Annotated in this window: 16 protein-coding genes and 1 pseudogene; 2 read left to right on the top strand and 15 right to left on the bottom strand. The window is 36.8% G+C overall.

What is annotated here, in order from left to right:
• Positions 1-144 precede the first annotated feature (144 nt).
• The 5 genes and pseudogenes from BBF96_RS12765 to BBF96_RS12785 all read right to left on the bottom strand — a co-directional run bounded on the left by BBF96_RS12765 (position 145) and on the right by BBF96_RS12785 (position 5,150).
• Complete coding sequence (locus BBF96_RS12765) at positions 145-759, bottom strand: metal-dependent hydrolase (RefSeq protein ID WP_127017523.1); 615 nt, start codon at positions 757-759, stop codon at positions 145-147.
• A 413-nt stretch (positions 760-1,172) separates the two neighbouring features.
• A pseudogene (gene larC / locus BBF96_RS17500) lies at positions 1,173-2,371 on the bottom strand (nickel pincer cofactor biosynthesis protein LarC).
• Entirely contained in the window at positions 2,368-3,138 is a 771-nt protein-coding gene (larB, locus tag BBF96_RS12775; protein WP_127017524.1) for a nickel pincer cofactor biosynthesis protein LarB, read from the bottom strand. Before larB ends, larC begins: the two are co-directional and overlap by 4 nt.
• On the bottom strand, positions 3,131-3,955 hold the full coding sequence (gene larE / locus BBF96_RS12780) for an ATP-dependent sacrificial sulfur transferase LarE (RefSeq protein ID WP_127017525.1): 825 nt from the start codon (positions 3,953-3,955) through the stop codon (positions 3,131-3,133). Before larE ends, larB begins: the two co-directional genes overlap by 8 nt.
• A gap of 151 nt (positions 3,956-4,106) precedes the next feature.
• Positions 4,107-5,150, bottom strand: a complete 1,044-nt coding sequence (locus tag BBF96_RS12785) for a zinc dependent phospholipase C family protein (protein ID WP_127017526.1) — start codon at positions 5,148-5,150, stop codon at positions 4,107-4,109.
• A 388-nt stretch (positions 5,151-5,538) separates the two neighbouring features.
• Between BBF96_RS12785 and BBF96_RS12790 the strand changes: the two genes are divergently transcribed.
• Positions 5,539-7,008, top strand: a complete 1,470-nt coding sequence (locus BBF96_RS12790) for a polysaccharide deacetylase family protein (protein ID WP_127017527.1) — start codon at positions 5,539-5,541, stop codon at positions 7,006-7,008.
• On the opposite strand, the gene BBF96_RS12795 is transcribed toward BBF96_RS12790, so the two are convergent.
• The 4 genes from BBF96_RS12795 to BBF96_RS12805 all read right to left on the bottom strand — a co-directional run bounded on the left by BBF96_RS12795 (position 7,005) and on the right by BBF96_RS12805 (position 11,598).
• A complete protein-coding gene (locus tag BBF96_RS12795) occupies positions 7,005-7,814 on the bottom strand; it encodes an ATP-grasp domain-containing protein (RefSeq protein ID WP_127017528.1) in 810 nt (269 codons plus the stop codon). The genes BBF96_RS12790 and BBF96_RS12795 overlap by 4 nt on opposite strands.
• A 360-nt stretch (positions 7,815-8,174) precedes the next feature.
• Complete coding sequence (locus BBF96_RS12800; protein ID WP_127017529.1) at positions 8,175-10,025, bottom strand: PKD domain-containing protein; 1,851 nt, start codon at positions 10,023-10,025, stop codon at positions 8,175-8,177.
• 580 nt (positions 10,026-10,605) lie between these two features.
• Positions 10,606-10,734, bottom strand: coding sequence for a hypothetical protein (locus tag BBF96_RS17505; protein WP_164731168.1), 129 nt, complete (start codon positions 10,732-10,734; stop codon positions 10,606-10,608).
• Between the two features lie 591 nt (positions 10,735-11,325).
• The gene (locus BBF96_RS12805) at positions 11,326-11,598 is read right to left on the bottom strand and encodes a hypothetical protein (RefSeq protein ID WP_127017530.1); all 273 of its coding nucleotides are present in this window, start codon (positions 11,596-11,598) and stop codon (positions 11,326-11,328) included.
• 247 nt (positions 11,599-11,845) lie between these two features.
• On the opposite strand from BBF96_RS12805, the gene BBF96_RS12810 reads away from it, so the two are divergent.
• The gene (locus BBF96_RS12810; RefSeq protein ID WP_127017531.1) at positions 11,846-12,367 is read left to right on the top strand and encodes a helix-turn-helix domain-containing protein; all 522 of its coding nucleotides are present in this window, start codon (positions 11,846-11,848) and stop codon (positions 12,365-12,367) included.
• Positions 12,368-12,410: 43 nt separating this feature from the next.
• On the opposite strand, the gene BBF96_RS12815 is transcribed toward BBF96_RS12810, so the two are convergent.
• From BBF96_RS12815 to aroE, 6 genes are all read right to left on the bottom strand, one after another.
• Positions 12,411-12,629, bottom strand: a complete 219-nt coding sequence (locus BBF96_RS12815) for a hypothetical protein (protein ID WP_127017532.1) — start codon at positions 12,627-12,629, stop codon at positions 12,411-12,413.
• Between the two features lie 3 nt (positions 12,630-12,632).
• The gene (locus tag BBF96_RS12820; protein ID WP_127017533.1) at positions 12,633-13,622 is read right to left on the bottom strand and encodes a tetratricopeptide repeat protein; all 990 of its coding nucleotides are present in this window, start codon (positions 13,620-13,622) and stop codon (positions 12,633-12,635) included.
• Between the two features lie 208 nt (positions 13,623-13,830).
• On the bottom strand, positions 13,831-14,916 hold the full coding sequence (gene aroB, locus BBF96_RS12825) for a 3-dehydroquinate synthase (protein WP_127017534.1): 1,086 nt from the start codon (positions 14,914-14,916) through the stop codon (positions 13,831-13,833).
• Positions 14,901-15,440, bottom strand: a complete 540-nt coding sequence (locus tag BBF96_RS12830; protein WP_127017535.1) for a shikimate kinase — start codon at positions 15,438-15,440, stop codon at positions 14,901-14,903. The genes aroB and BBF96_RS12830 overlap by 16 nt, the downstream gene beginning before the upstream one ends.
• Position 15,441: 1 nt before the next feature.
• Positions 15,442-16,659 (bottom strand): chorismate synthase, encoded by a 1,218-nt coding sequence (gene aroC / locus BBF96_RS12835; RefSeq protein ID WP_127017536.1) that lies wholly within the window; start codon positions 16,657-16,659, stop codon positions 15,442-15,444.
• A 3-nt stretch (positions 16,660-16,662) separates the two neighbouring features.
• Complete coding sequence (gene aroE / locus BBF96_RS12840) at positions 16,663-17,520, bottom strand: shikimate dehydrogenase (RefSeq protein WP_127017537.1); 858 nt, start codon at positions 17,518-17,520, stop codon at positions 16,663-16,665.
• Positions 17,521-17,544: the final 24 nt, after the last annotated feature.

Below are 17,544 nucleotides of genomic sequence, written 5' to 3' on the forward strand. Positions count from 1 at the left end.
CAAATTCGCAAAATAATAATAAAAAAGGCTGTTGACCTTTTATTAACTCCGTCAACAACCTCATATAACCCTTAAACCTAAGAAAACCTCAATTACTTCAAAAAAATTTTTCGAACTAAAGTTAATCTTATTAGAGAATACTTTTTACACGCCTAATAAATTTTTTAAATTAATATGCTCTAACAAAGTATATACTGAATAGATTCCGGTACCCAATAATATAATCTTTTCCAATACTCCACCGGTTTTTATTGCTATTGGAAAAGATATATTCTTCCCAAACGGATAAAAGATTGGAATACCTCCCTTTGTCATAAAATCTGCCAATAAGTGACTTATATATCCAATAGCAAAGCCTATGTATATTTCTTCTGCTTCTTTAATCCCATACTGCATTACAGCTAAATAAACGGCAGAAGTATAAAATATTAGTCCCAGTATACTGTGGGTAAATCCTCTGTGCTGGGATAATCCCGTAATAATCAAAGTTATACCCAAAATTCTTAATGCCTGACTATTTATTTTTGTCTCTAAATAAAGTAACCCTGCACCAATAAGCAAATATACAAAAACCTTAAAGAATTTATTTTGAACGGGAAGTATTTTTTGGTTTAACTTACTCTTTGGATGATCTACATCCGGTACCAGAGAACCAAAAATTGAACAACCTATTAAAATAATTCCGCTTTCCATAGGAAAATTTATTACTGTAGCTATTCCGGCAGCAGTTCCTATCATCATATGGGTTTTTCCTGTCACTTTGTTTATACCTCCCTGAATCTTTATTACAAGAATAAAATGTCCTTCGGACACTGCACAAAGCTAATTTTTCGCTTCGCAGTGAAATTTTTCGAACCATCTAAAGTTCGATCTCAGTCGAAATAAGGCACACTAAACAACGCGGGCCCTCCTGGCCCTTGATTAGCTCATCATTTCCTGTGATGAGGCGAACTTGTTGACAAACCTTTCTTTTTTAGAGATTTGCCCATGCACTGCCAGAAAACTAAATATAATTTCTAAAGCGTATAAGTCAAGGCTGAAGCCAGGAGGGCGGAGCGTCCGGTAGCGGAGGAAATTATATTTAGTTTTTCTATTCCTGAACATCAAAAAATACCACCGACAGAACATTTGTACTGCCAGCGGTATTATTATAATACCAATAGCTTTTTTTGTCAATAATGATGCAATTCTCCCGACTCTATCGCCTGATAAATTCTTTTAAGTGGTACTCCTACCTCAAGACTTAACCGACGGCAATCTTCATATTCGGGTGCAAGATTGACCAATTTACCTTTATAATAAGAGGCCTTAACCTTCACTTTCCCCCAGGGGGTTATAACTTCTACCATCTCCCGCGGCAAAAACCGCTTCTCCACCCGGTTAATACGGAGACCAATGGAAGTAGTCTCTTTAAAGAAAATCTCCACCACCTGATCCAGCTTATCCGGTGGAGTAAGAGCAGTTAATATATTGGCCGGACGACCTTTTTTCATAATGATGGGAGTTAAAAAAACATCTACAGCGCCAGCCTGAAAGAGTTGTTCCATGACAGCACTATAAAATTCCGGATTCATATCATCAATATTGGCTTCCACTACAACCATTTCATCTATACACAATTCATCTCTGCTAATTTCACCATCTGTTAGATAGTGTTTTTTTTTCCAACAGTTAATCGGAGCAAGTTGGGAATCTCATCTAAGTCCCAACTTCCTGCACCATAACCGATAGTTTCGACAGTCATCTCTTTTAGATTGGTAAACTCATTAGCAAGAGTAGTAATTAAAGCAGCACCGGTGGGCGTCACCAGTTCTTTTTTAATTCCCCAACAATAGGTAGGTACACCCTTTAAAATCTCCAGTGTAGCCGGAGCAGGGACAGGCATCATTCCATGCGCACATTTGACAAATCCTGTACCAATATGTAAAGGTGATGCAGTAATTCTTTCAACTCCCAGTTGGTCAATACCAATAAGAGTTCCTACCACATCAATGATAGCATCCATTGCTCCTACTTCATGGAAATGAATCTTTTCAGGAGTAGTATTATGAACCTTTGCTTCAGCTTCTGCAATTTTTCTAAAGACCTCTTTTGCCTTTTCAACAATCTCTGATTTTAAGTCACTTTCATCGAGAATCTTATAAATATCCTTCAAATGGCGGTGAACATGTCCCTCTTCATAAACAATATGAACTTTGGTACCTGAAACCCCTTTTTTCACCACTCGCTCAGCCTTAAAGTCAAAATCATCAATATTTAATTTCTTAAGTTCTGCTTTTAAAAACTCCAGATCAATTCCCAGATCCACTAAAGCTCCCAGAATCATATCTCCAGCAATTCCAGCAAAACAATCAAAATGGGCTATCCTCATTTTTTTACATTCCTCCCGATTCGGTTAATAGAATTGGCAAGAAATGCAGCACCAAATCCGTTATCTATATTAACTACACCAATACCTGCTGAACAGCTGTTAAGCATGCCCAGTAGTGCTGCAAGTCCATTAAAACTGACTCCATACCCCACACTAGTAGGTACGGCAATGACGGGCTTATCCACAAGGCCACCTACCACACTGGCAAGAGCCCCTTCCATCCCAGCAATGACAATAAGTACCCGGGCATCCAGTAACTTCTCATAATTCTCAAAAAGACGGTGAATACCGGCAACTCCCACATCATAGAGCTTCTCTACTGGATTTCCCAGCATCTGTAGAGTTAATACTGCTTCCTCTGCTACGGGTAGATCTCCCGTCCCAGCACTAATTACTAAAACCTTACCCATACCTTCTGGAATTTTAACTTTGTCCCGATATAAAGTAATACAGCGGGCCAGCTCATGAATCTCCGCTTCTGGAATTTCTTTAGAAACTTTTTCTATGATTTCATCATTACAGCGGGTTGCAAGAACCGGATGATTCCTGTCCTTCACCAATTTCAAAATCTCTACCACCTGCTCAGGAGTTTTACCCAGACCTAAAATCACTTCCGGAAAACCCTGTCTTAAGTGACGGTGGTGATCGAATTTAACAAAACCCAGATCCTCAAAAGGAGCAATCTGAACCTTTTTTATCGCTTCCTCTATAGAAATTTTACCCTCTTTGACATAGTTTAACAATTGACGTAAATCATCTTTATCCATTCTTTTTCACCTCATCAGGTAAGACTTCATTCATACTACCAGTACGGTATCCCTGCAAATCCAGTGTAATATAAGTATATCCCAAATTTTTTAAGTAAGCTACTATATCTTCCCGATGTTTAAGAAAAAGCGACATATCCTCGGGCAAAACCTCGATCCTGGCGGTTTTTGCATCATGATGGCGAACCCTGAGCTGTTTAAGATTAAACTGGCGCAAATAACGCTCTGCACTATCTACCATTACCAGCTTCTTTTGAGTAATCCGATCTCCATAAGGAAATCTAGAGGAAAGGCAGGCAAAAGCCGGTTTATTCCATGTAGGCAGACCCAGACGTTTAGAAAGTTTCCGAATATCTTCTTTAGTTAATTCAGCTTCTAAAAGAGGACTTCTCACCTTTAATTCCTTAACCGCCTTCATCCCTGGCCGATAATCCTTTAAATCGTCATAATTAGAACCGTCTAATACAAATGCTAAACCTTCTTCTCTTGCAACCTTAAGCACAGCAGAAAATAGCTCCTTTTTGCAGTAATAGCAGCGGTTAGGATCATTTTTGACAAACTCCTCATTGGTTAACTCTTCAGTATAAATGATCCGATGGGGTGCCCCTATTAATGCAGTCAATTTTTTAGCTTCTTCTAATTGCTCTTTGGGATAGGTCTCTGATTTAGAAGTTACCGCCACTGCTTTATCTCCCAATACATCGTAAGCTACTTTTAAAAGAAGTGTACTATCCACACCACCGGAAAATGCTACAGCCACACTTCCCATCTCTCGTAATAAATTCTTTAATTTTTGGTATTTTTCTTCCAAATTCATCTCTTACAGCCCCCTTGCCACTTTATGTAATATAAAGTAATTTTTCACAAAAAAAGCCATGAAGTCCTCACCATAAAATGAGGTCTTCATGACCGTAATTTCACTGGGCCGTTCATCAACCCGTTTGAATTATTATACCACAGTTTAACAATTATTTCAAGTTGATAATTGGCTCAAAATATTTCATTCTCTCATCATCCACTTCTCCCGGTCTTTTTCCGCTGGAAAATGAAAGATTGGGAATCAAATCATTAAGATGCTTATCATCAATCCTGTCTCTTAAATAATCCACCATTCCCTGAATCCACCTTTGAGCCCATTCATTTGCTCGCTCCCAGAGTTGGTCAAAACTTTCAAAGTAAACTTCCCCTTTATCAGCAGGATGACACCACTTTTTTTGCTTCCGATTTAAATAATCCACAGAGTTATCCACAGTATGGGGATAGAAAAATTGGTAATATCTAAATTTACTTAAAGATAAAACCCCCAGGATTCTGGCTATACCCACTTTTAACTTATGTGGATCATAAAATAATTTCCATGCCTTGACCATATCTCTATATGCTCTATTTAAAATTTCTTTATTTATTTGTATAGCAAAAAATTCATCTATCTGATGCTGATAGAACTTAAGAACCGATAGGGGAAGATTTTTTCCCATATCGATTTGTCGATATGCCGGCTCTTTTAGGGTTTTTAAGTTTCGCTTCTCCCAAAGTAAAATGGTATCCAGAATTTCTTCAAAAAACTTATGATTTCCGAAGTATCTGTGGGTGTTATGATCATCCTTTCTATATACTCCACATTTATAATGTATATAAGGATGGGTCACAGTATCCAGTGCATAATGACAGATCAAACCCATTAAATAAACTACTAATAATCGATAATCCACACATTCCACAATATTATCCCCAGAGTTATCCACAAGTTGGGGATAACTCTTTAAAGTTTTCAAATACCTGATTCCTGATCGGACAAATTCTCCACCAGCCTCTTTATGAATTTTACTACCAATTATATTGACATTTTTGCTCCTATACCAGGGCAAAAATCGGTAATAAAAAAAGAAATCCGGGCCTTGACAGGCGAATCTAAAAAGTTCTGGATATTCTTCCACCCAACTTATCATCTCATCTTTTATTTTTGAGATCACTTCTTCACCAAATAAAATATGTGCCCAGATATCAGGCATTACAATTTACCTCCTCCAGATATAAGAAAACAGACCTTTAAAGGTTAATTTATGTTAACATGGTTCCATAATATTATGCTAAACTTTTTAAGATATATTCAGGATTAAACTGCAAAAAGCTAATTTTGAGCGACATAGAAATTTTTCACCAAATCTTTGCGAGATTTCCGACGAAATAAGGCCTCATCTGAGGAGTGATGAACTAATCAAGGGGCCAGGAGGGCCACTTTGAGTCAGGAAGGCGGAAATCGAGCTTTAGATGATTCGAAAAATTTCTCAAGAAGCAAAAAATTAGCTTTTTGCAGTTTAACCACTCAATATTTTAATCATTATTCACCCGTCCAAAATGGAATAATAAAAGAAGTAAAAATTTAAAGGAGAGATCTGAATGCCAAAACCTAAAGTTTTGCTCCGTTTTGATACAGAAGACTACATCACTCCAGAAAGTAATGATGCTTTAAATGCCATCCTGGACATCCTTGATGAATTACAGATCAAAGCAACTTTTGTACTGGTTGGACATAAAATTGAGATGCTGCTTAATGAAGGAGAGACAGAAATTTTAGAAAAGCTACAGCACCATGCATTAGGCTACCATTCTTATATGCACAGTTTTCATCCTCTGGCTTGTGAATACCTTGAAAGATTAGGATGGCGTGAGGGAGTTGAAAAATTTTTAAAAGTTGAAGAACCAGGCCATAAAACATTTGTAGAAATATTTGACCAGACACCTGTCTGTTATACCCAACCCGGAGCTGATTGGGTACCTCATACTTATGTAGCCTTACAACAATGGGAAATCCCCTTTTTCTTCAGCGAAGATAAACATTCCCTGATCAATCTTCAACAAAAACCATTTATCTTAAATGGAATCTTAACTTTAGCAAAAAAACCTACCATTAGTAATCTAACCTGTCTGGCCTCATCTCCTGATACCCTGAATAATGCCAGAAATAAATTTTATCAGGATTATCAACAGACATCTCAAGCTAAAGAACCGGGACTAATAATTCTGGTAAGTCACCCCGGAAGAATGATAACTTCTAAAAAGTCATGGGATGTGCTAAACTTTGCTAAAGGAATAAATACTCCCCGCAAAAAATGGCAAACTCCACCTTTAAAAAGCAGAATAGAGTATGAACAGGATTTACAGGCATTCAAACAATTTCTTATTGACTTAATGGATAACTATGATTTTGAATGGATTACAGCTAAGAACCTGGTGGATATGTATAAGAACCGGATCATTCATAAAGACCGGGTCAAGGGAGCTTATCACGGTGAATCTAACTTGACAGTTGATTCTAACACAATTCAGCAGATAGCTACTGCCTTTATAAAAGAGATTTCATATTATCAATTGGGAGATATGTGGCTGTCACCAATTCAAGCAACTTCGATTCTTTGCCATTTCCTTCAGATTAAGGCTAAAGAAGGATATTTCCCTGATTCAGTACCAGTACCCGGTGAAATCTTTTTTCCAGAAGATATTCCAGAAGTAAAGGTATCCAATGATCTGGAGTGTTTGGGATGGGCAGAACTAATTCAAGGGACGGAAACAATCATGAAAATGATAAAAACAGATACCTCTTTCCCCCTTAAGATAAAGGCGGGAGGAAATCTGTGGATTGAATTAGAAAAGTTTATAGGCGGTCTTGCACAGGCCATCATTACTATGACTAAGGATAATCTTACCCTGGATCGGGTACTTTTGCCACATACCCGGCTTAAAACAAAAGATTTTGTTAAAAAAATTGACCAGGTCCATTGGTCCTGGCCAATCTTTGAATTCGGTTATCGAAATGGTAAGATTCTCGAATACACCAAATTATTAAGTTGGACAATGAAGCCAATTTAACTGGCCCTTGGAATCAGCGGTTTATCCGGTTCCCGTGGTGGAATGCTCTGACTTTGCAAATATTCATAAATTAGTCTTCCCACGGGAATCTTTTTTTCCAATAAAGCTTGATTTCCAAACATGTGGTTAAACTCTAAAAAATAATAATGTCCGTCCACTTCAGCTACGTCAAAACCAGCATGGTTTATACCCAACTTGCGAGCCACCTTCTCCACCAATCGAATAGCCTCTTCAGGTATATCATCAAAGGAAATGCTTCCACCACGTGAGACATTGTTATGAAACTGACCTTCAGCTCCTATACGCCAATAAGCAGTAATCACTTTATCACCAAGATAGACAATTCTAAGATCCCGATCAATGGGAAGATATTCCTGAACATAAAGAATAGAATTTTTCTGTGCATATTCTAAAAAATCTTTTTTATTTTCAATCAAAAAAACCCCACGTCCCATTGAGTTACGAACCTCTTTGGTGACAAAGGGAAAAGTAAATTCATCTAAAACCTGCTCAATATTTGCATCTGTAGATGCCAGAATCTGAGTATATGGTGTATTTTCGGGACAGACCGCCCAGAAAGCCCGGGTCATTTCAACTTTATCATGTCCAAGATGGTAAGTGTTAATATTGGGAAAAATTCGTTTCTTTAATCCATAAACTAAGAAATTGACCTGCCAGTATTCAGGAAATAAAATCCAATCCGCCTCGGCAATTTCTTCCCTATGCTTAAAAACCATCTCGGGTTTAATATACCGAACTCCAGGAACACCTATTGAACGATACGGATTAAAAGAGACCAACCGCATCTCAATCTGCCCCTCTTTCTATATTCATTTTTCCGAAAATATAGTAGCATCTACTCTATTTTTTGTCAATCAGATTTTTTAATTACATGGTTAAACTGCAAAAAGCTAATTTTTCGCTTGGGGAGAAATTTTTCGAACCATCTAAAATTCGATTTCCGCCGAAATAAGGCTTCCTAATCAAAGGGCCCTCCTGGCCCCTTGATTAGCTCATCACCTCCTGTGATGAGGCCTTATTTCGTCGGAAATCTTGCTAAGATGGTTTAGCAAAAAATTTCTATGTCGCTCAAAATTAGCTTTTTGCAGTATAATCATTACATTAAATAAGAACCGGTAAAGGCTGAACCTTCACCGGTTTATTTTTTAAAGCCAAACAGAACTTATAAGAATATTACCATACTCATCATAAGTAAACCAGAAAGTAAATACTCTTATCAAACTATTTGGGAATGTTTCAAACAAAACATAAAAATCACCCTGTACTGCAACTTGAACTTCAAACTCACCATCTACTTCAATAATTTCACTTAGCTTTCTGATAGTCAAATTAGAAACCCGCTCAAGTTCAAAATAGCGATTCAGACGAGATTTCAGCTCTGCTTGATATGAAGAATCTGTATAACTCAAAATCGAATTTATGTCCTGATTCTCATAATCATTAACAAACCGCGAAATAAGATTATTGATCTGGTCAATAGCGTTTTGGTCAATAGCGTTTTGGTCATTAGTGTTGTTATCAGCTCCATTATCTACATCAATAATTACACTAGCAACACGCACCTGTAAGCCATCAAATACATATATCCAAATTTCATCCATTTCTTCTTCCATTGGAGCTGTAAAAGTTAACTCATTAGTATTCCAAATTTCATAATATGGATCTATTATCTTATATTCTAAAGGCGCATCATTATCACTATCACTGGCCAAAACCGATATTGTAATCTCTTCCCCTGGTGCAGCTTGATAATAATTATCTGTAATCAACTCATTATTTATATAAATCGCATCAATCTCAGGACAACTATTTTCAACAACCTGAACCGGATATTCTTTAACCACAGTATAGATACCATCAGTTACAGTAAAGGTTAAAGTATATTCACCCGCTACATCTGGAGCAACCCAAAAGCATATAGTTTCATACTCAGATGCAAAAATCTCAACTTCTCCAACATCAGCTGTCGCTTGAATATCTAATTGATCAGACTCATCCACATCAACAAATATAGGCCAGACCGCGTACAATCGTCCAGCAGCAAGAACAGAGTCCACAACAACCTGGGATTCAAAGTAAGGAGTTGTTATAGCTACTTCTTGAATTTCAGGAGCATGATGAGAATCATCTTCAACATTTATATTAATAGTCTTACTGGATTCAAATATACCATCACTTACATAAAGAGTTACAGGATAAACTCCATAAGTATCAGGAGCATGCCATTCCAGGGATGGCTCAGTTCCCAGAACTTCTCCAATAGCATCTTCCCATCTATAGGTCAAATTATCTCCAGTAGGATCATTTACAATCGCTGTCAAAGTCAGCGTTCCATTTACTAGTACTGAACTAGAACTTGCAGATATTTCCTCAATAATTGGAGCAGTATTAACCTGAATATTAATAGAACCAGTTACAGTATCCCTACCATCAGAAACTTCAACAGTGATGGTATAATTACCATCAGTTTGTGATGCTATCCAGAATACCTCACTACCTGTTCCTTCAATACTTCCACCTGTTACTGTCCAGGTATATGTAAGTACATCCCCATCCGGATCACTGGCTTGAACCTGAACTTTAACCTTTTCCTCCGGCTGTACTACTGATTTTTCCACAGTCAATGATGAAATCACAGGTGCCTCATTTGGCAAAGGTTGTACCGAAATCTGTATAGACTTACTTACATCCACTTTACTATCAGAAACTTTAACCGTAATAGTATATTCTCCAATTTCCTGGGGAGCTACCCAGATTACTTCACTACCTGTTCCATTAATCTTTCCACCTGTCGCATTCCAAGTATATACAAGTGAGTCCCCATTCGGGTCGCTGGCCTTAACCTGAATTTTTACTTCTTCTCCTGGATGAATTGTTGTTTTTTCTGAAATTAAAGAATAAATAACCGGGGCCTTATTCATGAAAGGCAAAAAATCACATCCAACCAGGCCAACAGTTAGAATTAAAATTGTTAATAGAGTTAGTAATTTTTTCACGCATTTAACCCCCTTGCATAATAATTATATTGATTAAAACTGCAAAAAGCTAATTTTGAACGCCATAGAAATTCTTCGCTAAACCATCTTAGCGAGATTTCCGACGAAATAAGGTCTCATCACAGGAGGTGATGAGTTAATCAAGGACCAGAAAGCCCCTTTGATTAGGAAGCCTTATTTCGGCGGAAATCGAGCTTTAGATGGTTCGAAAAATTTCTCAAGAAGCGAAAAATTAGCTTTCTGCAGTATAACCTTTTAATAAAATAGAAAGAGAATAAAACTACATCACAAACCTTAACAAATCAAGATTCATTCTCTATTCCTGACTTTTGATTTTATTCAAAAAATCTAATTTTTCATTCCAAAAAAAAATTTCTGAATCATTAAAGTACAGACATATTACGAAAAAATTCTACTTTAGCAGCATAAATACGTAGATTTTTTCTTCTTACATTAAAATAACATTTTTAATGTAAATAGTCAAGGCTTATACTTATAAAAAAACTAAACCTTGTCATTTCTCCGTGTCTAAATATAATATTGAAAAAATTACATAAAATCAAGACTAAAACGCTAAAAATCAACTTAGCCCCCTTCTTCTGATTTTGGAAGCTAAAAAAACCATTGTAAGAGATTTTCCAGACCCCTGAGTATGCCAGATAACTCCGCCCCTTTCTCTGGGAGTTTTGCCTTTTAAAAGACACTCAATAGCTTTATTAACTGCCCGATACTGTTAGTATCTTGCCAGTTTTTTGACAAGCTTACCATAGACAAGTTCAAAAACAATAAAGTTCTAGATAAGATCAGGAAGTTTTTTCTAAACATTCCCAGAATAAGGATCCTAAAATATAAGTTTTTCGTCTATATCTTTTAGCTTAAGGGGATATGGGTCTTTCCACTCCATGTAATGTTCAGGTCTTGCTCCAATTGTGCCAAAATAAGCCCTCTCTTATAACAAATTTAGATTTCCTTCAACAGAGAAAACAAAAAGACTTCCTTACCCAAACTTAAAGAAGTTTTTCCGATAGTCAAAGATATTTCATTTTAAAAGATTTTTGTAAAAAATATTTTTTGAAACTATTAGCTTATTTTATAAATATTTTTTTGAATTAGTCATTATATTTTAATTAGTTATATTAAAATGATGGTTGCAAATTCTGTGATTTTTGTTTATAATGTTGTTGAGACCGAAAAAAAACATTTTTACATTATAATTTTTCGTTCAGGAAGAAAAAACTTAAACAAATTAAAAAAACAGAAAACAAAGTTACCTATGTAAAAAATACGATTTATAAAATCATCAACTAATCTTGCCAAAAAGATAACCCAAAGTGACAGCTTTAGCCAGAGAACTATTTATCCGCTTGTACATAATCCTATCAATACACTTGAAAAGTTCCAGTACCTTGACCCAATAATCTTCAGTTCCATGCATTACAACCTGATTTTTTTCAAAAGTTATTGAATCATTAGTTGTTTCAACTACTAGTTTATCATTTTCCTGGTATACATTCAGAAAATTTTTAATGGTTTCCATAGTTCCGTTCCTTAAAAGCAAATAGTAATTACCCATTAAAACTGCCTCCTTTTAAATAAACTTTGAAGAAAAAGAGAGAGGCCAGGAAAAGATTTGGGAATAAAGTCAACTGGCACTCCACAAGAGAAAAGTGGGGTTTTTACACTTTCTATATTTTTATTATACCTTAAAGTTCCATTTTGGTCAACTATTAATTTTTTGTCCCGATTTTTACAACTAAATTATCTGGATTTATTGACTGAAACTATAAAATGTTATATAATACTTTTAGGGGAGGTAAATTATGGAGGAGTTAACCAAATTGGTGTTTGAAAAAATCGAAATATTAAAAAATAAATTCGGTATCTCCGACCAGGATATAGCCAGGGGGATTGGTGTGTCTAAATCAAGCTATTCCAGAATTCGTAATGGTAAAACCAAGTTAACTCTGGACGTACTTTTAGATATCGCCAGATATTTTAATCTCCCAGCATACTACTTTATACTAGCAAGTGATAGATTAGATCAATACTCTTTTTCCACCCTGCTTAAGGATTATCTGGATAAACTAAATTGGACTTACGAAAAACTTGCTCAGGAGACCGGGATTCTTATTTTCAGATTTATGGAATTTGATCAGGGCTCTAACCCCACAAAAGAAGAGTTAAAAAAGATTGAAAGTGTTCTTACGGTTCATTTTCCGCAAATGTCCCTCGACCCCCGGGAACATGCTATTAAATTATTACTGGAAGAATTGGGATTAGAAGAACGTAAGATAGAAAATATCCTTCAGTATATTGGGCAGAATAAATCTTATAAAACATAAAAAACTCTTGAGCAGAAGCTCAAGAGTTTTTAAATTAAAAAGATTAAGCAGAAGTTGAAAAACCAAGGCTAGAAGTATCTGGACCAGGATCGGGATATACAAAACCTGCTAGGTAAATTTCGAAAGTTGTTGTTTTTATTTCTTGTTTTACATAACCTGACAATTTTGTGTCCGTATTTAAAGTTGGTACAGTAAGAGCATAATTCATTAAATACACTACAAGAATAACAATTAAGACAACAAACAAAATTCCCCTCTTCACTTCTTATACCTCCTCTGGTGTATAAATTTTCTCTCTAATTTTCTCACAGGTAACAAAAAATTTTGCCGCTTTTGCCGGATTTACTCTCTCATATATTTTAAATAATTCATAACTTACGTTAAGTAATTCAAGTAAAACCTGCTTTTCTTCAAATATATTTGCACTTTCTTTCAGATAATATTCTGCCCTTTCATACTGATTCTGCTCTTTATACCATAACCCTCTTAAAAAATAATTCCGGGCTAATTCAACTTTATCATCAACATTTTTCAAAATCTCATAAGCTTTATTGAGATATTCATCTGCCTGATCATACTTTTTTAGTTGAATATATAACCATGCCAATTCATTCATAGCATGACTGGCAATATAATCAGATGTTGTGGTATTTAATACTTCAGTAAGTAATTTTAATGCTTTATTTGTTTCTTTTTTTTGTAACAATGCAATACCTAATGCAGTCTTGTAAAACTCTAACATTTGGGTATTTAAAGTTCCTGATTTAATCTTATCTTGGAGAAAATTTATTGCATTATTGACATAAAATTCTTTATTAGAAATCTGGTATAAATATTGAAAAACATAACTGAGAGTAATTATCACTTTTGTCTTTAAATCCTCATCCTCGGAATTATCAAGAATTACGGTCAATAGCTGATAAGCACCTTGAAGATCACCCAAAATATTCTTATCAATAGCTGCACCGAATTTAATACGATTTATAAATTCATTCCCTAAACACATTACAACTTCCGTTTCTTTACTCAAAATAGTTTCAAACTTTTCAAGAGATTTTTTATAATATTGAAGTTTATAATATGCAAAGGCCTGTAATTCTAAATTTTTTGCCAGGTCACTTAAACTAGATAAGTACCGGGCAAATGCTGCATTTTCAGTTGCAACTTCTAATAAATCAACATACTTCCCCTTTTTCTTTAAATCCAGAGCCAGTTCATAACGTTGATCAAGGTCAATTTCAGCACTGATAATCATTCAACAATTCCTCCCCTGCCATACATAATTATATGGCAAATATAACTTTTTATGTAATTACTAGTACTTTAATTATATCATTTATATTGCTTAAAATCAACCAATATATTGCAAAAAAACAATAAAAAAATTAAATTTATATTTAATTATTATGATAAATATACTATTACTTGTTATAATATTTATTATTAACATATTTTGGTTATAATTATTTTTCCATAATCTCTATCAAATCCTGTTCACACCACTTATCGGTGATATGTACCTGACCAATGGCAGTGGGAAGGATCATCCTAACTTTACCCTGAAAAGATTTCTTATCCTGTTTTATAGCTTCCAGAATAGCAGTTGAGCTTATATCTGGTGGAAGTTGGGTTGGAAGACTGGTGCGGTCCAGCAGTTGAACCAACCGTTTTACATTATCTTCGTTAATCATTCCCATATATTCAGCCAACCGAGTGGCAATTACCATTCCAATGGCAACAGCTTCACCGTGACGGTATCTCTTATAATGGGTAACCACTTCTAAAGCATGGCCTACTGTATGTCCAAAGTTTAAAATGGCACGCAAATTCTCTTCTTTTTCATCTGCTTCTACCACCTGACCTTTAATGCGACAGGAACCATATATTAGTTGAATTAGTACGGAAGGATCAAGATTAAGGATTTTATCAAGATTTTCTTCAATCCAGTTAAAATAATCAGCATCCAGTATCATACCGTGTTTGATAATTTCAGCCATTCCAGCAATCAGCTCTTCTCTGGCAAGAGTCTTTAATGTGGCAACATCTATCAGAACCAGTCGGGGTTGGTAAAATGCACCGATCAGGTTTTTACCAGCCGGATGGTTAACAGCTACTTTTCCTCCAATACTACTATCAACCTGGGCCAGCAAAGTAGTCGGCACTTGCACAAAAGGAATCCCACGCATATAAGTGGCAGCTACAAAGCCCGCCAGATCACCAACTACACCGCCTCCCAGACTGATTACCACAGAACTCCGATCCATCTGATGCTCTATCAGTTGGTCATAAATATTGCTGGCAGTATCAAGTGATTTATATTCCTCCCCATCAGAAATTAATCCACTACCAGGATTTAAATCCACATCTTCAAGACTTTTCATCACAATTTCACCATAGAGTGGAAAAACGGTAGTATTAGAAATCACAAAACTCCGCCGGGCTTTAGGAATCAGATTTTTAATAAGTTCTCCTAATTTATGTAAAAAATTATCTCCAATAAAAATAGGGTAACTCCGCTCCTTTAAATAAATGGTCAACTTTTTCTGCATCCTGATCCCTCCTGAATCTTTTCAACCAATACCCGTACCACCTGATCGGGTGTAAGACGGCCGGTATCAACCTCTATCTGAGCTGCCTTCCGATATAAAGGCAGTCTGATTCTAAGTAATTCTTTCAGCCTTCTCTCCGGGTCACTACATTTTATCAAAGGTCTGGAATCATCATCCTTAAGACGCTTAATAAGAACCTGAGGGGCTGTGTAAAGAAAAATAATTATTCCCTTTTTCCGTAATACTTTGATATTTTCAGGTTTAAGAACAACTCCCCCCCCAGTAGCAATCACCTGACCGCCTCTTTCAGCAACCTGTTTTACAATCTCCTCTTCCAGCCTACGAAATTCATCCTCTCCATCCGTAGCAAATATCTCACTTATAGAACGGCCAATTTTTTCTTCCAGTTCTTTATCTGTATCCACAAAATTTAAACTCATCTCTTTAGCCAACATTTTTCCAACAGTTGTTTTGCCCGAACCCATCATTCCAATTAACACAATATTTTTATCTTCTAATTTCATCTTAAAAACTCCTCACATATGCCTGATATTGTTTATAGTTGTGACGGATTTCTGCCATGCTGTCACCACCAAATTTAGCAGCAAACACCTGTGCAAGAACTATAGCCACTACCCCTTCCCCCACCACACTAGCAGCAGGAACAGCACAGACATCTGCCCGCTCTTTGCTGGCAAAAATCTCTCGCTTAGTCAAAATGTCTACTGAATGGAGAGGATTCATAAGAGTGGGTATGGGTTTCATCGCTGCCCTGATGATTAGAGGTTCACCATTGGTCATCCCACCTTCTAAACCGCCGGCCCGATTGGTCGTACGGTAAAATTTACCTCCATTAGAAGAAGCCTGATAATAGATCTGATCATGTACCTTTGACCCCGGCATTCCAGCACCGCTAAAACCTAATCCAAATTCTACACCTTTGATCCCCTGAATACTTATCAAAGCCTGGGCCAACTTCCCGTCCAATCTCTCATCCCACTGTACATAACTTCCAAGACCCACAGGTAACCCGGTTACCACAATTTCAAAAACACCCCCCACTGAATCCCCAGCATCACGCCAGGTATCAATGAGATGGATCATCTTTTCTTCAATCGCTGGATTCCCGCAGCGAAGAGCTGATTTCTCAACCTGTGCAAAGAAATTTTTGATTGCTTTATTATCAGTGACTACTATCTCTCCTTTCTTATCCGTCAACTCTCCCCAGGTGGGAGCTTTGATATCACCGATTTGAACCACATGACTAAAGATTTCTATTCCAAACTGGCGCAAAAATTGGCGACAGACTGCTCCAACAGCCGTCCTGATCGCTGTTTCTCTGGCGCTGGCACGCTCCAGAATATTACGTAAATCACGGGTATTATATTTGATGGCACCCGGAAGGTCAGCATGACCTGGCCGGGGATTGGTCATGGGTTCAATTTGATGTTCTTCATCTGCCAGGGGCTCTACAGCCATTACGTCCTGCCAGTTCTCCCAATCCTTATTTTTAATAATAAGGCTAATAGGACTCCCCAGAGTCAAACCGTGCCTGACACCAGATGTAATCTGGACACGATCTTTTTCTATCTTCATCCTTCCCCCCCGGCCATATCCCCGTTGACGGCGAGCCAGTTCTTTATTGATCATCTCTGCTGTCAACGAAAGCCCTGATGGTACCTTTTTGATAATTGCAGTAAGCATCTTTCCATGAGATTCACCGGCTGTAAGATATGTAAACATGGTTCAATCCTCCTTTTTTAATTGATCAAGAATGGCCCGGCGCATCACCTCTATAGGAGGCTCCATTCCTGTCCAGATTTTATATGCCTCTGCCCCCTGATAAAGGAGCATTCCTTCCCCTGAAAGAATAGAAGCACCAGCGCTGCGGGCCATTTTTAAAAGTGGAGTCTTAAGTGGGCGATAAACCAGCTCTACCACCAGATGCTCAGGTCTAAACCACTCCAGCTTTAAGGGTAGTTCTTTTTGCGTGATGGATTTCATTCCAACAGGTGTAGCATTGACAATAATCTGAGCCTTTTTCATCTCTTCTTTCAATTCCCCTGGTGTAAACCCAACCGCTCGAAAGGAGGTGGTAGAAATTTTCCCTCCCAGTTCTTTCGCCAGATCTTCTCCCCTTTTTCTGGTCCGGTTGGCAATAACAATCTCTTTTGCTTTAGAAAGACCCAGTTGAACAGCTACAGCCCTGGCTGCTCCTCCTGCTCCAAAGAGCAATACCCTTAAACCTTCCGGATCTGTTCCACCATCTTCTCTTAAAGAACGTAAAAAGCCTATTCCATCGGTATTATAACCAATCCATTTACCATCCTTAAGATGAATAGTATTAATAGCACCAATTAAAGCTGCTTCTTCAGAAATTTGATCAAGATAGGACATAACAGCTACTTTATACGGAATGGTCACATTTACACCAACAATATTTAATGCTTTAAATCCTTTTAATGCATCTTTTAAATTATCAGGAGTTACTTGAAAAGGTAAATAGATATAATCCAATTTTTGCTTCTCTAAAGCTGCATTATGCATAATCGGTGAAAGAGAATGTTCAATTGGATCTCCAATAATCCCCAGATATTTTTTCATAAAATCTGTCACCTTCAAAAAAGC

This window comes from Anoxybacter fermentans (genome assembly GCF_003991135.1).
Lineage (GTDB): Bacteria > Bacillota > Halanaerobiia > DY22613 > DY22613 > Anoxybacter > Anoxybacter fermentans.

Excerpts from the sequence above, each read along its gene's own strand:
- larB (WP_127017524.1), bottom strand. The coding sequence starts at position 3,138 with ATGGATAAAGATGATTTACGTCAATTGTTAAACTATGTCAAAGAGGGT.
- larE (WP_127017525.1), bottom strand. The coding sequence starts at position 3,955 with ATGAATTTGGAAGAAAAATACCAAAAATTAAAGAATTTATTACGAGAG.
- BBF96_RS12785 (WP_127017526.1), bottom strand. The coding sequence starts at position 5,150 with ATGCCTGATATCTGGGCACATATTTTATTTGGTGAAGAAGTGATCTCA.
- BBF96_RS12790 (WP_127017527.1), top strand. The coding sequence starts at position 5,539 with ATGCCAAAACCTAAAGTTTTGCTCCGTTTTGATACAGAAGACTACATC.
- BBF96_RS12795 (WP_127017528.1), bottom strand. The coding sequence starts at position 7,814 with ATGCGGTTGGTCTCTTTTAATCCGTATCGTTCAATAGGTGTTCCTGGA.
- BBF96_RS12805 (WP_127017530.1), bottom strand. The coding sequence starts at position 11,598 with ATGGGTAATTACTATTTGCTTTTAAGGAACGGAACTATGGAAACCATT.
- BBF96_RS12810 (WP_127017531.1), top strand. The coding sequence starts at position 11,846 with ATGGAGGAGTTAACCAAATTGGTGTTTGAAAAAATCGAAATATTAAAA.
- BBF96_RS12820 (WP_127017533.1), bottom strand. The coding sequence starts at position 13,622 with ATGATTATCAGTGCTGAAATTGACCTTGATCAACGTTATGAACTGGCT.
- aroB (WP_127017534.1), bottom strand. The coding sequence starts at position 14,916 with ATGCAGAAAAAGTTGACCATTTATTTAAAGGAGCGGAGTTACCCTATT.
- BBF96_RS12830 (WP_127017535.1), bottom strand. The coding sequence starts at position 15,440 with ATGAAATTAGAAGATAAAAATATTGTGTTAATTGGAATGATGGGTTCG.
- aroC (WP_127017536.1), bottom strand. The coding sequence starts at position 16,659 with ATGTTTACATATCTTACAGCCGGTGAATCTCATGGAAAGATGCTTACT.
- aroE (WP_127017537.1), bottom strand. The coding sequence starts at position 17,520 with ATGAAAAAATATCTGGGGATTATTGGAGATCCAATTGAACATTCTCTT.